Origin of the sequence: Streptomyces sp. NPDC058579 (assembly GCF_042718575.1) — a bacterium.
GTDB lineage: Bacteria > Actinomycetota > Actinomycetes > Streptomycetales > Streptomycetaceae > Streptomyces.
In genome coordinates this window covers 117,099-133,396 of record NZ_JBHXPI010000017.1, presented here as the reverse complement: position 1 = coordinate 133,396, position 16,298 = coordinate 117,099, and the positions used below count along the sequence as shown (strand labels likewise).

Genomic DNA, 16,298 nt, shown 5'->3' with positions numbered 1-16,298 from the left:
TGCCCTCGTGGCTTGCTTGAGCCGGATGCGGTGAAAGTCGCACGTCCGGTTCTGAGGGGGCCGGGGCGCAGCAATGCGCTCCGGCTACCCGACCCTCCTGTACCGAGGTTGGTCCCCGACTGGATGGTCGAGGGGAGGGTGGATTCCTGCGTGTCCGGCATGGACCTCTGCGTTCGTGAGTCGGGGAGGAAGAGGTGCCACTCCGGACGAAGTCCGGAGCGGTGGGGGTCAGGGGTAGTCCCGCAGGCGCGGGACTACCCGCATTCGATGCACCGGGCGACGTGCCCGGACAGGTCTCGGGCCATGCGGTGCTTGCTGCTCTTGGCCAGTCCGGCGCTGCCGTTCGCGGCCGAGCGCGCAGCGTGGTTGAGCAGGTAGGAGGTCTCCTGCTCGTACTTGGCCCGGATGCGGGCGAACTTCGGGCATGTATTCATCGGTTGCTCCTAGAAGTCGTGGCCTGCGGGGTGCGCAGGAGAGCCAGCACCGGGGTGAGCCGCTCGTTTCGGATCGGGATCCTGTGTTCGCGCATGATTTGGCGGATCTGCACGCGGGTGACCGCCTCGTTGCCGTCCCGCGCCAGGGCGCCCGGGACGTGGGGCCGGACCAGGTCGACGATCTCGACGTCGGTCAGCCGGGGGCGTCGCCCTGGTCCCGGTGACGCTTCCTGGTCGCCCCCGGACTCGGTCCCCGTCCCGGCCTCGGTCCCGGTCCCGGTCCCGGCCTCGGTCCCGGTCCCGGTCCCCGGCTCGGTCCCGTTTCCGGCCTTGGCGTCGGTCCCGGTCTCCGTACTGGTGCCGGTGTCGGTCCCGGTCTCCGCCTCCGTCAAGGTCTCGGTCCCCTTCGTCTTGGCTCTGGTCTGGGTGTCGGACCCGCCCCCCGTCCTGGCCTCGGTGTCGGTCCCGGTCCCCGTGGCCGCCCCCCTATTGCCGCTGCCTGTCGGGGCGACGAGCTGGTGGATCTGCCGCATGAGCACTCCGAAGGCGAGCAGGGCAGCGGTCGGCGGGACGGCGGCGACGATGTAGTCGAGCACCGGGATCGCCCCATCGCTGCTACCGCGGACGCCGGCCACGTTGAGCGCGATGGAGCCCACCGACCCGGTGACCGTCAGGCCGATCGCCCACCAGTCCGTGACCCGCCTCAGCCCTGCCCGCAGCATGAGCAGCTCACCGGTCACGATGAAGGCGTCCACCGTTCCCGGCCACGCCCACTGCCGGGCACGGGCGCTGCCCAGCCCGTGCTGGCCCGCGACCTCTGCCAGGTGCGCGTAGGACAGCCAGAAGGACGCGATCGTCAGGGCCACGATGACGGCGCCGGCGGCGATCAGGACGTACCGCTCAGCCGCCCTGTGAGAGGGGCGACTTGTCCGGTCGTGAGGGTGAGTCATGCTGCCTTTCGGAAGTCGCCGACGATGACGGGGGTGTGGACGTGCCGGTCCACCGGGACGATGTCGTCGCCCGTGTGGCCCGCGTCCGGGTTGTCCGCGTCCTGGACGCTGCTCGGCGGCGGGCCTCCCGCGCTCGACTCGTCCCCCTTGGGGCCCGCGACCGGTGCGGGGTCGGAGTGCACGTTGTGCCTGTCGCGGTCCTCGATGGCGCGGGCTTCCTCGCTCATCCGGTCGCGGGCCCACTCGACCGAGATGCCCAGGACGTGGGCCAGGCGGGTAGTGCTCCAGCCTCTGGCGCAGGCGTACCGGACGACCGCCTTGCGCTCCAGGCTGCTGAGGCGGACGTCACGCCCGTTGATGGCGGAACGCACTCGGGTGTAGTCGAGCCGGTTGTCGAGCTTGTCGCGCCACTTGGCGCGCTCCTTGAGGGTCAGGCCGCCCCACAGGCCGTGCTCGACCCCATTTTCCAGCGCGAAGTTGAGGCAGTCCCGCTGCACGGGGCAGGCCGCGCAGACCTGCTTGGCCTGCTGTCGGTCGCGGAAGTTGCGGGGGCCGTGGAAGAAGAGCCGGTCGGCTTCCTTGGGGTTGATGCCGTAGCAGGCTGCGCGGGAGTGCCAGCTGTGGTCGGCGATCGAGCGGATGGTCGGCTGCGGGCCGGCGTTGGTGGTGATGTAGCGCATCAGGGTGTCTTTCGGGTACGCCTCGGGCTTCCTCGACGCCGCGGGGCGGCGGAGGGGCAGGGGTGAGGCGGAGGGATGGGCCCGGCTGCGGCGGCGGGCCGAGGAGAGTGGGCGCGTCTCAGCGCTGGAAGCGGCGGTCGGGGCCGGTGAAGCGGACCGGGGTGCACATGCCGGACATGCGGCTCAGCACGCGGTCGCCGACCAGGTCACGCAGGACCGGCTGGCGGGCGGACTCGGCGAGCTCGCGGACCGGTGGCAGGTTCGTGGTGAAGATCGTCGGCATCCGGTTCTGGCAGCGCCAGTTCACCAGCCGGAAGAGGACCTCTTCGGTCCACGCCGAGGTCTTCGCCGCACCGACGTCGTCCAGGAGCAGCAGTGGCACCCGGACGATCCGGCGGAGCTGGTGTTCCAGGTCCACGCCGGCCTGGGGCCGGGTGTCGCCGAACAGGTCGGCGGCGGTGGTCGCGTGCCAGGACACCCCACACCCGGAGGCGGTCAGGGCCCGGATGGCGCCGTACGCCTGGTGCGTCTTGCCGGTTCCGAGGTTCCCCCAGAGCAGCAGCGACGGTCCGTGCATGATCCGCCGGCGCCCGGATGCGCCGTACTGCGGGTTCAGCCCGCCGACGGACGGGGCGACCGCGCCTTCGGACACCTTCCGCACCCAGGCGGCGACATCGGGGTGTTCCACCAGGGCTTCGCGGTAGTCGACCGGGATCCGCAGCTGCGCTGCCTCCAGGGCCGGGATCGGCTCCGGGGTGTCTGGCAGCTCGGCGGCGGGGTTGATCCCGCGTTCGGCGAGCTTGGCCTCCAGGCGGGCTCGCAGGCGCTCAGGCACGGGAGGCTGCGGGTCGTCGAGCCGGTAGCGCGTCACAGTCGGCCTCCGAATCCGCTCGGCTCACCGGCGGTGGGGTCGAGGTAGGGCATGTAGCCGGAGGTGGCCCAGGGCCCCGCGCCGGAGGCGCCGACGGCGGCAGGAGGCGGTGAGGCGTTCAGTGCCTCGTTGACCAGGCTCGGCAGCACGCTGCCGTGCAGGCCCTTCATCCGCAGCTGTCCGAGGGCGCTGCGGATCACCTCTGGGTCGAAGCCCTCCTCCAGCAGCCCCTTCACCTGGCGACCGACCAGCCCCACGACATCCTTCGGAGGCCGGTGCGCGGACTCCCGCACGTACTCGGCCACCAGGGCCTTCACCGAGGCGACAGCCGGGCCGGTACGCCGTGCGGGGGCCTCGCCCCCCTTGGGGAAAGATCCAGGATCCAGGATCCTAGATCCAGACGCCGCACCCTCGCGAGTCTTCGCCGAATCGTCGCTGAATCCCTCGTGACCTGCGGATTCGTCGACCTGCCCCGAGGAGGCCCGGGCAGGCTGTTCGTTGCTGCTCACCCGCACCTGCCCGCCGCTCCCGGCCTCCTCCGAGATGGCCGCGAGCGGCGTGGGCGCGGCGGAATCCTGCGTATCGAGGGTTCGACGAGGATGCGTCGAAACGCCCTGGGCGGTGAGCGGGAGGCCGGAGAGCGAGGCGTGGGGCGTCTCGGCCATCGGGCAGAAGTCCTTCGTACAGGCACCGCACTTCTGGTGGCCCTGGTGGGCCGGGCACCGCGGGCGCCGGGAGGCGGAGGGACGGTCGATCTTCTGGTGCTTCTCCCACGTCACCACGTGGAGGTAGGAGTGCCCGTCACAGCCGGTGTAGCGGCAGATCAGGCCCGCCTCGGCGAGCTGCTCCAGGTCGACGGCCACGTTCGCCGGCGTGTGGTCGGCGCGCAGGGCCCAGAGTCGTCCCGCGATGATCGCGGGGTGGTCGCGAAAGCGGCCGGAGTCATCGGCCTGGGTGAGCAGGCCGAAGAAGGTCACCATCGCGGTCACGCTGACCGCCGCGAGGTCCTCGCTTTCGAATGCCTCGGGCTTGATGGTTCGGATGCGGGCCATCAGGCAGCACCCCCCGTAGGGAGTCGGCGCATCCCACTCATTACGCAGGTCGAAACCCCGGGCCACTTGCGCAGAGCGGCGGTCATACGACACCCTCCTTCTCAGTGAAGCCGCACCGGTTGGTCCCGTGAGAAGGACGGTGCGGGTGAATGTGATCTCCAGTTTGGGCCTCGGCTCGGACGGGTGATCCGTTGAGGCGTCCGGCGTCCGAGAGTTGCCGCTCTCGGGCGCCGCCGCTTTTCCTCGGCTCTGTACTCCGTGCTCCCCTCGGGCTTGGATGCCCGAGGGGACGACGAACATACGCAGACCCCAGTGGCAAGTCCAGACATAGCTCTGAGGCCCGTCACAACTAGTTCAGGGGCCAGGGGCCAGGGGGCATAGGTGAGATGCCCGCTCTCCTGCGGCACATCTGGTGTTCGCCAGTTGGTGCCCTGACGCAAGGGGCGGATGAAGCCAGCGCATTCCGGGGTGTACGCCCGTTGGGCCAACGAGCGTGGGCTAGAAGCTGTCAGACCGGAGTGGACGCAGTTCCGTGTGCAGGTGCGCTGTCCCAATTTGGGTCTGCCACTGCGGTGCTCGACCCACCTGCAGCCATCGCTGTGAGCGAGAACAGCAATGAGAGGGCCGCAGCAACAGCAGTGCGACGCAGATTCTTGAAGAGCTTCATCGGGAACCTCACCCCAGGAGTCGCGAAACGAATTGAGGACGTTCAGAGAGCAGGGTTGGCCCGCGGCGGTGGCCGCTTCACCCCCTGGCGCACGTCGACGTGCGCAATCCTGCCTGCCAGGACACCCTGATGGGGGTGCTGCAGGTTGGTGGAGCAAGGCTCTCCGCATCGGGACGGAAGATCAAGGGGATCCAGTTTCGCCTATGCGCACTTTCGCCAAGACGAAACTCCGAGGCAGGTGGTGTAGGTGTCCCGACTGGCGCGGCAGGCGTCCGAGGATGACGACGGCGGCCTGTCACGGGATGCACTCAGCCTCTACAGTCGCATGCTTCGGGGAGAACTCACCCAGAGGCGGGACGAACCGGGCTTGGAGGAGCTTCTCGACGTCGGCCTCGTGGTGCCCAATATCTTCGAAGACGATCTCTACCTCATCGCTGATCCCTTTCAGGTTTGGCGTTACCAGTCCAATCGAGAGCGAGAGGTCTTGGCTGCGTCGCTGCGCCGATTGAGGTCGATTGAGACCCTCTTTTCTCAGCTCCCTGTCCGGATTGCTCAGGGAGACTCAGGGGTCAGCTACCTCGCGTCGAAGGACGAAGCTAATGGCGAGATTATCAAGGCGTTGTCAAAGGCCAGTAGGAGTATCCGGACTGCGCATCCTGTGCCTCGCCCGCACTCGGCCATGCAGAAGTCTCTGCCTCGCGACATTGATCTGCTTGAACGAGGACTCAAGCTGGCCACGATCTATGGCGAAGAAGCCCGTGGCAGGGAGGTGGAAAGTGAATGGGCGAGGGAGGTGACTCGTAGGGGTGCCGAAGTTCGCACACTGCAAGGACGCTTCCGCCGGATTGTGTTGATCGATGAATCGCTGGCAATTATTGGAGACCACACGAGGACTCAGCCTGCGAAGGCCGGTTGGAAAGTGGAGCACGATGGTCTGATCGCCTTCATCTCGGAGCTCTATGAAGACCAGTGGAAGCGCGCCGAGCCATGGTTGGGCGGTGACGAGCAAGCCCCGTCAGCGGGGGTCACGACCCCGATGACCAGGAAGATTCTGATCGAGCTGGCCCGAGGCAGGAAGCTGGCTGCCATCGCGCACGAATTGGGCGTCAGCACGCGCACCCTCACCAATCACTTGACCCCGCTGTACGAGCGATTGGGGCTTGAGCCCGGAGACCAGTTCGGTCTCGGGTACTGGTACGCGACCTTCGACGAGCGGCGCGCCTCTGCCGCAGGGTGACCGCCGAAGTCGGGGACGCTTACCGGAAGCGATCGACCAGGTGTTGGAGTTCCACGCGGGCTCCTTCTCGCTGTGCAGACAGGGCACGAGTTACGGAAGGGCGGTCGTCGGACGCCGCTGTCGATGAGGTGGTGTCAGACCAGCCCACCTCGTCGCTGTTCGGGGTGAAGTGGTCCACCACGCCGTCCAGGCCCAGATCCCGCCACACAGTTCGGCCCCTTCCGCACACTCTCGTGATCACCCGTCGGGCATGGCACGTACCGGAGTCCGGACAGCGCTCGGCCCCGGCGGAGCCCCTAGGGGAGGGCTGCGCCGCACAGTTGGCCCGTCTCGGGATGCCGGCGGCTCACATGCAGGGGAGGCCGGTGTGGGGCGGCGACCAGTCCGAGGGCGGCGCAGATGCCGAGGGCGCGCATGATGCTCCAGCGGAGCTTGAAGATCAGCACTGCGGCGATCACGGTGTTTGCCAGGGTGGCGGGGCGCACGGTGGTCAGGTCAGGCAGGGCAAGGTGGAAGGGGCCGGGGGTCTTGTCGTCCACGTCTCTGTAGAGGGCGTGCTCGGCGAAGCAGAGGGCGAAGTTGGCACCGCCTTATCGACGACCCTCCCTGCGGCGCATCGCGCAGATCGTCCAGGAGGCCAACATCGACGACGAACGCTTCGGCGCCCCCGAAGCCCACGGCCTCGACTTTATCCTGCGCGGCCTGTCTATGACCGGCGACGACACCCGTACCATGACCGTCGCCAACCTGATCTTCGAGGGTCTGTGCGAGTACTACTGCCGCTCCGCCGCACTCGGCCGCGAACCCGCCTGCGACCCAGACCGGCCACCACAGCAGCCAGCGACTCTCACAAACGGGTGGCACCCTCAAGCGAGTGACCCCTCCTCCGGCACGTACGGACCCGCCGAGGGCGTCGAGGAGTTCCTGGCCCTGGCCGCCGTCTGACGAACGCCGGACGCACCTCCGGGCGCGTGCTCTGTCGGGTGGTCGGTCGACGGTCCTCATGCGCGGCTCACGCCCCTTCGAGGGGCGGCGCGCTGGTCTCATCGTCCAGGGCGAGGAACTTCGCGGCCTTCTGGGCGAGCAGGGCTTCGAAGAAGGCCGGTGCCTCGTCGCCGAGCATCCGGTGCAGGGAGACCAGGCCGGTGATCGCGGTATCACCGACCTCCTCCTGAACGTGCTGCCAGCTGTGGCTTCGTCCCTTCCGGGGGTTCGTGGCCCATGTGCCGATCACCGCCTGGGCTGACTCGCCGACCTCCTCAGTGAGTTTGAGGACCTGCAGGGTCCACTGCTGCTCTGCCGGGATACCTCGCGCGGTATCGAGGCGGGTGAAGAGCTCAGCCAGTCGGCCGATGGTCTCCCACGGGACGGTGCGGGGGCGGCTCGACACCCGGTCGGGGCGGCGAGCCGTGTAGAGCCGGTACGCCAGCGGCTGGCCGGCCTGTGGGGAGTCGATCGTCGTGACCGTCTCCATGACGAGGCTGTGGCCGACGACGAGGTCCTTCCACAGCTGGGGTTCGAGGACCCACATGTGCATCTGGTGCTCGATGTCCGTGCCGGGCAGCCGCAGGACTTCGGGACGCGCGGTGACCGAGTCGGACGGCCCGGCGCCGGCCGAGTTGGTGTGCAGGGCGGTGAACAACAACCGCCCGCCCGGCTTGAGGCCGGTGGTCAAAGCGGGCAGAAGACGATACGGATCCAGGAACGGGACGCCGCTGACGGAGTAGATGAGGTCGTACGGGGCGGCTTGCCGCAGGTGCTCGACCGCGTCGGCGCACACCAAGCGCAGGCCAGGGACGTCGGGATAGCGCTCGAGGGCACGCTGGTGCTGCGTGGGGGAGGCGTCGACGGCGGTGACGTCGGCGCCGAGGCCGGCGAGACGGGCGGCGTGCCGGCCGACGCCGGCTCCCAGGTCCAGAACGCGCAGACCGGCAACGTCCCCGAACACGTCGATGCCAGGGCCGCTCTCCGGGATGTCCCAGGCCCAGCTGTCCAGTTCCGGCAGGTCGAAGGTGCGGCCGAGCTGGTGCTGGCCGTAGAGGGTCCAGATCTCGCCGGCGCGCTTTTCGATGTCCAGCACGAGGTGTCCTTCCGTTCGCGGGGTGGAGTGGTCAGGGGCGCAGGGTGTAGCAGCGCAGGACGTCGAGGTCGGCGGTATGCACGACGGACCAGCCGGTCGTCAGCAGCTCGGCGTCCGCGGTCGAGATCCCGAGCCCGAGGAGGTCTGGGTCGGTGGTCGTGCGGCGGCCGGTGACTTCGGTGACGATCCAGAGGGTTCCGCCGGGTGCGAGGAGCCGGCGGACACGGTTGAGGAAGGACCGCTTGTCGTCCATCCAGCGGTAGACCAGGCGGCAGGTGATGAGAGCGTAGGCGGGGTCTGAGAGCGTGGTGAGGTCGCTGGTAGTGAAGTCCAGGCACTGCCAGGCCGGCCCCGGCTCGAGGATGGTGTCGTTGGCGGCGGCGAGCGCGACGGCGCTGTGGGAGCAGTCGACGCCGGTCGTGCGGTAGCCGAGCTCGTGGTGGAGGTGGCGGGCCAGGGTGCCGTCGCCGCTGCCGATGTCGAGGGCGGGTCGACCGCGGCCGAGATCGAGGTACTCGGCCATCAGTTGCTTCTCGTTCTCGCACGGCTGCCGGTAGCGGCGGCCGTCGGCCCAAAGCGGTTCCCAGTAGGCGGGGCTGGCGGTCGACGCGGTGGTGGTCATCGGGCTCCTTCTCGGGAGGGCGGCACAGCCGCGGGGACAGGTGGGGCGGGCATGGACCGAAAGGTTCGGATGGGCGAGGCCAGCAGCAGGGTCACGGGCACGACCTGGAGGAGCGCGCCGGCCGCGAGTACGGTCGGCACGTCCAGCACGAGCGCGAGCACCCCGGCCGCCGCGGCGGCCAGAGGGCGACTTCCGGCGGTCACGGTGGTGCTGGCCGCCTGCATCCGGCCCTGGTACCTCGGATCGCACAGGGTCTGCCGAAGGGACCGCTGGGTGGTGCCGGAAACGGCGGCCCAGAACAGCTGAGCGGCGAGCGCCGTGGCCAGCGCGACCTGCCAGCCCAGGCCGGGCCGGGCGAGCAGCAGGGGGATTTGAGCGAGCGGGCTTACCGCGAATCCGACGATGATGGTGGGCCCGATGCCGATCCAGGCAGCCATCCACGGCGCCAGCAGGGCACCGCCCAGGCTCCCGGCGCCTCCGATGCCCATGATCACTCCGAAGGCGGTCGGTGAGACGCCGAGCGTTGTCAGGAGGTAGAGCGCCCAGTACGTGTTCGTGATCGCCATGCCGACCGAGAGCACGGCCAGGGCCGCGATGACCGTGCGGATCGTGCGCTGGCCGATCACGTACCGCACGCCCTCGGCGATGTCGTGCACGAGGCTGCGCCGTTTGCTTTCGGGCCGTACGGGAGGCGGGGCGGGGCGGATGCGCCACAGGAGCACGGCGGAGAGGACGAAGGAGACGGCGTCGACGAGGACAGACATCGCCGGTCCGACGGAACCGACGAGCGCGGCGCCGGCGTTGCTGCCGGCCGTGTCGGCGACTGACGAGGCCGCGCCGATCTTGGAGTTGGCGTCCTGGAGCTGGTGGGGGGTGACGAGGGCGGGCAGCAGGCTGATCGCCGCGGCGTCGTGCACCACTCGGGCGGCGCCGAGCAGGAAGAGGACCGCGTACAGCTGGCCGATGGCCAGGACGCCGGCCGCGGCGGCGGCCGGGACCGAGACCAGGGCGCCAGCTGCCGCGAGGTCCGAGCCCAGCAACTGGTGCCGCTTGTTGTACCGGTCCGACCAGGCCCCGGCCCACAGCGCGAGCATGTTCGGCAGCTGGCCGGCGACGGCCAGCAGGGCGACCTCGGTGGTCGTCGCCCTCAGTTCGAGGACGGCCAGCGCGGCCAGGGCGACGGTGCTCACCGCCGACCCGGCCAGGCTTGTTGCCTCGCTCCCCAGGAGATGCCGGAAGGAGCGGCTCGTCCATGCCGACGTCCGGGCACTGGTGAGAGGTGGAGGCACGGCTTCTCCTTGACGGTGTCCGCCCCCGCCGTGCGGCGGAGACGGGACGGACGGCGGCGTCAGCGGTCCTGGGACAGTTCCAGGAGTTCGGCGAAAGTCCCACCCCCGTGGGCGAGGTCGTCGTACTGGCCCTGTTCGGTGATGCGGCCGTGCTCCATCACGATGATGTGGTCGGCGATCCTGGTGTTCTCCAGACGGTGGGTGACCACGATCGTGATGCGGTCGGCGGCGATGGCCTTGATTCGCTCGAAGATCTGGTGCTCGCCGCGCGGGTCCATCTGGGAGGTGGGCTCGTCGAGGATCAGTAGCTCGGGCCGGCGGTACAGCGCCCTGGAGCAGGCGATGCGCTGCCACTGCCCCCCCGAGAGTTCCGTGCCGCCCCAGAGGTCCCGGGCGAGGAGGGTGTCGAGACCGGTGGGGAGGTCTTCGACGGCGTCGCGCAGCCCGACCGCGTCGACGGCCTCCCACACCGGGGTGTCGTCGTTGCTACGAGGCTGGCCGAGGGTCACGTTCTCGCGGACGCGCAGCGGCCACTGCGCGAAGATCTGCGGCACCAGACCGGTCAGGTGCCAGACCGCGGCCGGGTCGGTGTCGGCGAGGTCGGTGCCGTTCCACGAGACCGTGCCCTTGTCCGCCAGGTAAATGCCGGTCAGCAGCCGGGTCAGGGTGCTCTTCCCGGACCCGTTCGCCCCGACGATCGCGAGGATCTGGCCGCGCCGCAGGGCCAGCGAGACGCCGTCGACGGCGGGCTTGTCCTTGCCCGGGTACTGGTAGGCCACGTCCTCCAGACGGATCTCGTCGACCGGCGCGGCCAGGCGGTGGGGACCACGCTGGGGCGCGCGGTCGGCGGCCTCGTCGAGGAAGCTCTGCATGTCGCCGAGGTACAGGCTGGTGTGGAAGACCGCGGCGCCCCCGGTGACGACCTGGGTCAGAGCGGCGAGCATGGTCTGCACAGCGATCACGGCCGTCGCGGCGACCGCGAGGTCGATCCGGCCGGAGACCGCCAGCCACGCCAGTGCACCCCACGTCGCCGCCAGGCAGATACCGCCGGCCAGCGCGGACAGCAGAGCGATCCGCAGGGTTCTTGGCGCGGCGGCCAGGGTACGCCGATCGCACCGGTCCGACAGGGCCCGGTACCAGTAGACGAGATAGCTGGTCATGGAGTTCGCGCGGACCTCGTCGCTGTACTTGGACTCGGTGGCCCACCAGCGCATCATCCCCCGTACGTTGCGATCCGCGATGTTGCCGTAGTGGATCTCGTAGTCCACCCGCGCGCTCAGTACGGCCCCGACACCGGCCGGCAGCACGGCGAGCATCAGCAGCGGCAGCATCAGCGGGTTCAGCACTGACAGCACGCCTCCGGCGGTGACCAGGCGGACCACCGCCGACACGAACTGCTGCGCGTCGGCCACCATCACATGGGTGCGCATCACCCCCATCTCGGCCGCCTCGCGCCGGTCGGAGAAACCGTCCTCCGCGTAGGCAGCCGCCTCCACCCGGCACACCGCCGCGACCAGCGCCGAGTCCATCTCCGTCGTCACCCGCGGCGTGATCCGCCGCCCCGCGTACGACGCCACCGCCCCCGCCGTCCGAGCCACAGCGGCGGCCACCGTCACCACGAGCAGTGCCGGCAGCGCTCCACGCAGCCGGTCTCCGGCGGACCCGGCTCCCAGCACGGGTTCCATGGCGCGGGCGGTGGCCGTCAGCAGCACAGCAGCCGAGACGCCAGTGACCAGCTGGCAGCCGAGAAGCAGCTGCACGGCCCGCCGGTCGATCCGCCACGACAGCCGCGCGATCCGACCTAGGACTGCAGGGATCTGCGCGCACATCCGCCGGAAGGACACCTCGGCGAGGGGGTTGATGGAGTACTGCCCTGTGTAGGTGATCTCCGCGGGCGGAGGCGGCGTGGTCTTCTGCTGCTCGTTCACGGGGGTCGAGGTCAACGGCGGTTCCTCCTGGACGGTCGCGTGGCGTGGTCGGGAAGCTCAACGACCGCGCCGGGATATCGAACTGGTGTCTTTCGGCCTGTGCTGGATCCCCGAGATTCGGCGCGTGTCGGAGCATGGAGAGTGCATCGATCCGCCTCCCGCAACAGGGCTACGGGGCAGTGGGGTTGGCCGAAACGCCGCCAACGTGTCCCGTAACCAGGGTCGGCTGGGCGGCGACGGCGCCCCGGAGGAAGCTCAGCTTGGAGTGGAAGGTGTGCTCGACCGCCCAGCCACGGCCGGCGACGTAGTTCCGGAGCCAGCCGTTGATGCGCTCCATCTCGCCGAGGACTTCGTCCTGGTCCTGGTCGAGGACGCCCCGCGTGCGCAGGTACTCCAGCTCGCACTGCGAGAGGACCACCGTGGGGTCCGCGAGGAGAGCGCAGCGGTCGAGGAAGATGCCGTAGACGTGACCGGTGCGCATCGACTCACACTGGATGTCGTAGCGGACTCGCTGGAAGGGCGGCATGGCCCGTACCTGGAGGCCCAGTTCGCTACGAAGGTAGGCCTCGAAGCCGTCGGAGGTGACGTCGATGCCGTACACCAGCTCTTCTCGGCGGGCGAAGGTGTCCATGGCGAACCACTTCCGCTTGAGCACGTACCCGGCTGTGACCGTGGGAACGAAGGAGGCGTAGCCGACCTCCGGTTCTGGGCCGGTGACCTCGAAGAGGTAGTTCTTGGTGTGGTGGATCTGGAATTCCTCCCGGTACTCCGGCCGGCAGCCTTCCAGCGCGCCGTCGCGCAGCGCCTTGAGTAGTTCCATGGCCGCGGCCCAGATGTCGGGTGCCGGGTCGAGGGTGTACTTGTACTCCAGCTCGGTGCCTTCAAAGTGCTTGCGGAAGTAACGGCGATGGTTGTTGAGCGCCGTGCTCGACACGTAGTGCGCGGCCAGGACCGGATCGAGCCAGCGAAGGGATTGCACCGGTCCGCGGCCGGTTGGCTCGCTGGTGGTGCGCACGAAGCAGGCATCCTCGGGGTGGAAACGGATCTGCGCGTAGGCGTGATAGCCATCGGGGTGTTCGGCCAGGTAGCACAAGGGCACGAGGCTCAGGGCGGCCTCGGCACCGATCAGCCCGCGCAGGGCGGTGCCGGCGATGGCGTCGGGGAACAGGTCCTCGCCGTTGATCCGGGCCGAGCCGATCCGGGTGCCGTCGCTACGGAGTGCTTCGGCGGAGCATGTTCCGAGCGTGTTCCAGCGGATGATCACGGTGGTGCTCGGCCGGCTCACCTCCTGCGGGGTGACCTGGACGAGGACGAGGGGCTCGACAGCCCGACGCGGGAGGGTGCGGTTGAGCAGATGGACGCCACCGAGGACCACCCACGCCCTTGGCGCCGTCGTGCTGGTGCTCATGTCCTGCGTTCCTTTCGTGAATCGGGCACCACGCCTGCCGCCCCGCTGCCGTTGCGGCACCGGGCCTGGCCGGACACGGCCGTCCGTTCGGCGGGCCGGTCCTGCGCCGCACGGGTGGGATGTCGGCCTAGGGTGGTGCGGGTGAGTCTTGGTGATGCTGTTCAGGTGGTCGTGGACGAGGCTGTTGCGGATGCCGGCCTTGCCACGCTGGAGTTCGACGGGGCGCGGGCCTGGCTGGAGGAGGCACGCCGGCGCCGGATGGAGCCGTTGGCGGCCGAGGTGTGGGTGACCGATCCCGCTTTCGAGTACGTGCTGCTGGTCAGGCACCGCGTGCGCGGATGGGTGCCGCCCGGCGGCAAGGCGGAGCCGGGTGAGACACCGCGTGCGGCAGCCGTCCGTGAGCTGCTGGAGGAGACTGGCCTGCGGGCCGAGCTGCTGGCCGAGCCCGCTGCCGTGGCGGTGCGGTCCTACCGGTCCGACTGGTCCCCGACGCTGGGTCTGTCCTACGCCGCGATCGTCGACCGCGAGGTACCGCTTGCGGCAGAGCTGGGGCAGCCGGCAGCGTGGTTCCGCCTGGACGAGGAGTGGCAGAGCGTGTTCCCCGACGACCGCGACCGCATCCGTACGCACGCCCGGCGCCTGGCCACCGCTTCGGCGGCTCGCGCCCGCTGACCGAGTGGTGCGGCGGCCGTTCACAGGACGGTGTCGATCCGGTCGAGGGCGGACGGCGGCAGGGTGATCAGCCGGAGGGCGTGCAGGAAGTGGCACCACACCGCAGCCCGGGACGGCGTTCGAACTCCGTCCTCGTCAGTCGGCCTTCGGCGTAGTCGACGGTGCGCAGCGCGGCGTGCTGGAGCTGCTCGGGGCGGGCCCATCTGGGGGCGCGGACCTCCCTGGCCGACGGGCGCAGGGTTCCGCGGACCTCGGCCTGGAAGATCCACCACTGATGCCCGACAGGGCCGGTGGGCGTTCTCCTGCAGTGGTTGGGGCGCCACTGGGTCAGCAGCGGGTGCAGGTGGGTGACGGTGAGGCCCACCTCTTCGGCCACTTCGCTGCGGGCGGCCTGCTCGGGGCTGCCGTGGTGGTCGATGTGGCCGGCGACCGGTGCGAGACCGGTCGGCGGCGTCACCCGCTCGAACATCAGCAGCCCCTCCGGGCCGGAGACCAGCACTCCGACGCTGGTGTGGTCGCAGGAGTCTTCGGAGGTGACGGGGGAGGAGGCGGCCGTCGTCATGGCGTGTTCGCGGGCCGCTGGGCGACGACGACGAGCCAGCTCGTCACAGTCGCGGTGTCGGGCGTGGTCAGGGCGTAGGCCGTGTCAAGGATTTCCATTCGCTGGGCGTGGGTGAACCCGCCGCCCGACGGGCGGGCGAAGACGGGAATGGACAGCCACGCCTTCTTCTCTGCCATGGTGCCGTGCTGGGCGGTGATCTCGGCGCCGACGAGGGCCAGGCCGACGGCGGTCAGTTCGGTGGCGACAGTCTTCAGCGGCAGCTTCGGTGGCGTATCCGTGCTTGGGGACCGAGGGGCGTAGCCGTGATCGCGGGCGGCGACCTGGCGGATGAGGGTGTTCAGCGACGGGCCGGTACGGAGGGTGTGCTCGTCGGGGTGCTGTACGCCGGCGAAGCCGCCGCCGATGTTGAAGACGAACCGGCCGCCCGGGCGCAGGACGCGGGCGACGGCGGTGAAGACCGCCGAGGTGTCGGTCTTCCAGATTGCCGAGTTGCACACCACTGCGTCCACGCCGCTGGCCGGGATGTGTGCGGCGAGCTGTTCGGCTGGGGCGGTGATCCAGGAGAGTCGGGGATCGGACAGGGAGCGGCGGCCGACGCGCTGCATCGCGCCGGAGCTGTCCACGGTGACGATCCTGGCCCGGTCGGGGGCCAGGCCGAGGATCGCGCGGGCGGTCGCACCCGCCCCGCCGCACAGGTCCACCACCAGGTCGGCGTCGGCCAGCTCGGCTCGGCCGGCGAGGTCGCGGCTGGTGTCGTTGTACATCGGGTGGGTGCGGGTGAAGGCTTCGTATGCCTCGGCATTGGTGGTCTCGTCCCAGCCGGTCAGAGCGTCCTGGGGTGCCATGGTGAAGAGGTCCTCGCTTCACGGATCGGGGCCGCGGCCGAAGCCGGGCTGGGGCCTGGGAACGGTCAGAAGAGGGCGGACTGCACGGCGGCGGCCGGGGAGGAGAACTGCGGGCCGAGGGTGATGCGGTGACCCTTGAGGGCGCCTAGGTCGAGCAGGTAGGGCAGGTCGTCGCCGTCGAGCGCTGCCAGGACCTGGGAGCCGGTGCAGGCAAGTACCGTCAGGCCGTGTTCGCCCTCGCGCGGATCGTGCGGGTACAAGGCCCGCTCGACGCCGCCCGCGCGGAGCAGATCGCCTTCGGCCGGCGGCGTCCACGGCTCCAGCAGGACCGGGACGTTCATCTCGGCCAGGGCTTCGGCCGCTAGGTCCAGGTGCCGCTGGTGGGCGGCGCGGACCCGGGCGAGGTCACGCAGGCTGGCCAGGGCCTTCAGCTTGGCTGCGGCCCGGACCGTCTGTGTCAGGCCCAGGCGCCGCGTGAGAGCGTCCTCGGCGAACCGGACCGTGCGCCCGTCGGGACTTTTGGCCAGGTAGGTGGCCGCCAGGGCTCCCTGCTCGTCGAGGCGGGAGCGCCTTCGGGGCTCGGCCGCGGTGCCCACCTTGGTGGTGCCGTCGGCGAAAGTCGCCAGGTACAGCCAGTGCGGCTGGGCCATGTAGGCGGCCAGGGCGTCGGGGACGTGGCCGCCTGAGTGGAACTGGTGGGCGAAGCGGAATTCGTCCCGAGAGGTGCAGACGGCGCACTGACCACCGGTCTCGGCCGGGGACTGGCCGGGGCAGGCGACGGCTTCGACGCGGACGCGGTCGGCGAACCGGTACCGGCCGGTGCACCACCGGCCGGCACCGTTCACCTGATAGGCCAGACGCCGGCCCATGACCAGGGCGTGAATGAGCGGTTCGCCGGACGGTGGGGCCAGCAGGAGACGGGGTGCTCCGTTCGCCCAGGTGATGCCGTGGCATACGTACGTCCCGCTGGTGGGCAGGGCCTGGTCCATGGTGGTTCCTCG

At 69.9% G+C, this 16,298-nt stretch carries 17 protein-coding genes; 3 read left to right on the top strand and 14 right to left on the bottom strand.

The genetic code is table 11. From position 1 onward, the window contains the following. Positions 1–254: 254 nt before the first annotated feature. The 5 genes from ACFWRO_RS20760 to ACFWRO_RS20740 all read right to left on the bottom strand — a co-directional run bounded on the left by ACFWRO_RS20760 (position 255) and on the right by ACFWRO_RS20740 (position 3,987). The gene (locus tag ACFWRO_RS20760; RefSeq protein ID WP_384512263.1) at positions 255–434 is read right to left on the bottom strand and encodes a hypothetical protein; all 180 of its coding nucleotides are present in this window, start codon (positions 432–434) and stop codon (positions 255–257) included. Continuing rightward, complete coding sequence (locus ACFWRO_RS20755) at positions 431–1,384, bottom strand: DUF2637 domain-containing protein (RefSeq protein ID WP_384512261.1); 954 nt, start codon at positions 1,382–1,384, stop codon at positions 431–433. The genes ACFWRO_RS20760 and ACFWRO_RS20755 overlap by 4 nt, the downstream gene beginning before the upstream one ends. Further along, the gene (locus ACFWRO_RS20750; RefSeq protein WP_384512259.1) at positions 1,381–2,064 is read right to left on the bottom strand and encodes a WhiB family transcriptional regulator; all 684 of its coding nucleotides are present in this window, start codon (positions 2,062–2,064) and stop codon (positions 1,381–1,383) included. The genes ACFWRO_RS20755 and ACFWRO_RS20750 overlap by 4 nt, the downstream gene beginning before the upstream one ends. A 118-nt stretch (positions 2,065–2,182) precedes the next feature. Continuing rightward, entirely contained in the window at positions 2,183–2,935 is a 753-nt protein-coding gene (locus ACFWRO_RS20745) for an ATP-binding protein (RefSeq protein ID WP_384512257.1), read from the bottom strand. Next, on the bottom strand, positions 2,932–3,987 hold the full coding sequence (locus ACFWRO_RS20740) for a hypothetical protein (protein ID WP_384512255.1): 1,056 nt from the start codon (positions 3,985–3,987) through the stop codon (positions 2,932–2,934). The genes ACFWRO_RS20745 and ACFWRO_RS20740 overlap by 4 nt, the downstream gene beginning before the upstream one ends. A 914-nt stretch (positions 3,988–4,901) precedes the next feature. On the opposite strand from ACFWRO_RS20740, the gene ACFWRO_RS20735 reads away from it, so the two are divergent. Next, positions 4,902–5,891 carry a hypothetical protein gene (locus ACFWRO_RS20735; protein ID WP_384512253.1) on the top strand — a complete coding sequence of 330 codons (990 nt, stop codon included), beginning with the start codon at positions 4,902–4,904 and terminating at the stop codon, positions 5,889–5,891. A gap of 296 nt (positions 5,892–6,187) precedes the next feature. On the opposite strand, the gene ACFWRO_RS20730 is transcribed toward ACFWRO_RS20735, so the two are convergent. Continuing rightward, entirely contained in the window at positions 6,188–6,430 is a 243-nt protein-coding gene (locus ACFWRO_RS20730) for a hypothetical protein (protein WP_384512251.1), read from the bottom strand. Positions 6,431–6,470: 40 nt separating this feature from the next. On the opposite strand from ACFWRO_RS20730, the gene ACFWRO_RS20725 reads away from it, so the two are divergent. Continuing rightward, positions 6,471–6,836: a chromate resistance protein ChrB domain-containing protein gene (locus ACFWRO_RS20725; protein ID WP_384512249.1), complete on the top strand. Its 366-nt coding sequence runs from the start codon at positions 6,471–6,473 to the stop codon at positions 6,834–6,836. 67 nt (positions 6,837–6,903) lie between these two features. Here ACFWRO_RS20725 and ACFWRO_RS20720 read toward each other — a convergent pair whose 3' ends face one another. The 5 genes from ACFWRO_RS20720 to ACFWRO_RS20700 all read right to left on the bottom strand — a co-directional run bounded on the left by ACFWRO_RS20720 (position 6,904) and on the right by ACFWRO_RS20700 (position 13,218). Beyond that, the gene (locus ACFWRO_RS20720; RefSeq protein WP_384512247.1) at positions 6,904–7,971 is read right to left on the bottom strand and encodes a methyltransferase domain-containing protein; all 1,068 of its coding nucleotides are present in this window, start codon (positions 7,969–7,971) and stop codon (positions 6,904–6,906) included. 31 nt (positions 7,972–8,002) lie between these two features. After that, on the bottom strand, positions 8,003–8,593 hold the full coding sequence (locus tag ACFWRO_RS20715) for a class I SAM-dependent methyltransferase (RefSeq protein WP_384512245.1): 591 nt from the start codon (positions 8,591–8,593) through the stop codon (positions 8,003–8,005). Next, positions 8,590–9,882 (bottom strand): MFS transporter, encoded by a 1,293-nt coding sequence (locus ACFWRO_RS20710; RefSeq protein ID WP_384512243.1) that lies wholly within the window; start codon positions 9,880–9,882, stop codon positions 8,590–8,592. The genes ACFWRO_RS20715 and ACFWRO_RS20710 overlap by 4 nt, the downstream gene beginning before the upstream one ends. Positions 9,883–9,941: 59 nt before the next feature. Continuing rightward, positions 9,942–11,711, bottom strand: coding sequence for an ATP-binding cassette domain-containing protein (locus tag ACFWRO_RS20705; RefSeq protein WP_384512273.1), 1,770 nt, complete (start codon positions 11,709–11,711; stop codon positions 9,942–9,944). 268 nt (positions 11,712–11,979) lie between these two features. After that, positions 11,980–13,218: a hypothetical protein gene (locus tag ACFWRO_RS20700; protein ID WP_384512241.1), complete on the bottom strand. Its 1,239-nt coding sequence runs from the start codon at positions 13,216–13,218 to the stop codon at positions 11,980–11,982. A gap of 141 nt (positions 13,219–13,359) precedes the next feature. On the opposite strand from ACFWRO_RS20700, the gene ACFWRO_RS20695 reads away from it, so the two are divergent. Beyond that, positions 13,360–13,890, top strand: a complete 531-nt coding sequence (locus ACFWRO_RS20695; protein ID WP_384512239.1) for an NUDIX hydrolase — start codon at positions 13,360–13,362, stop codon at positions 13,888–13,890. A gap of 67 nt (positions 13,891–13,957) precedes the next feature. Here ACFWRO_RS20695 and ACFWRO_RS20690 read toward each other — a convergent pair whose 3' ends face one another. The 3 genes from ACFWRO_RS20690 to ACFWRO_RS20680 form a co-directional block, all read right to left on the bottom strand. Beyond that, complete coding sequence (locus ACFWRO_RS20690) at positions 13,958–14,452, bottom strand: NUDIX hydrolase (protein WP_384512237.1); 495 nt, start codon at positions 14,450–14,452, stop codon at positions 13,958–13,960. Continuing rightward, entirely contained in the window at positions 14,449–15,297 is an 849-nt protein-coding gene (locus ACFWRO_RS20685) for a class I SAM-dependent methyltransferase (protein WP_384512235.1), read from the bottom strand. Before ACFWRO_RS20685 ends, ACFWRO_RS20690 begins: the two co-directional genes overlap by 4 nt. Positions 15,298–15,362: 65 nt before the next feature. Beyond that, on the bottom strand, positions 15,363–16,286 hold the full coding sequence (locus tag ACFWRO_RS20680; protein WP_384512233.1) for a DUF2797 domain-containing protein: 924 nt from the start codon (positions 16,284–16,286) through the stop codon (positions 15,363–15,365). Positions 16,287–16,298: the final 12 nt, after the last annotated feature.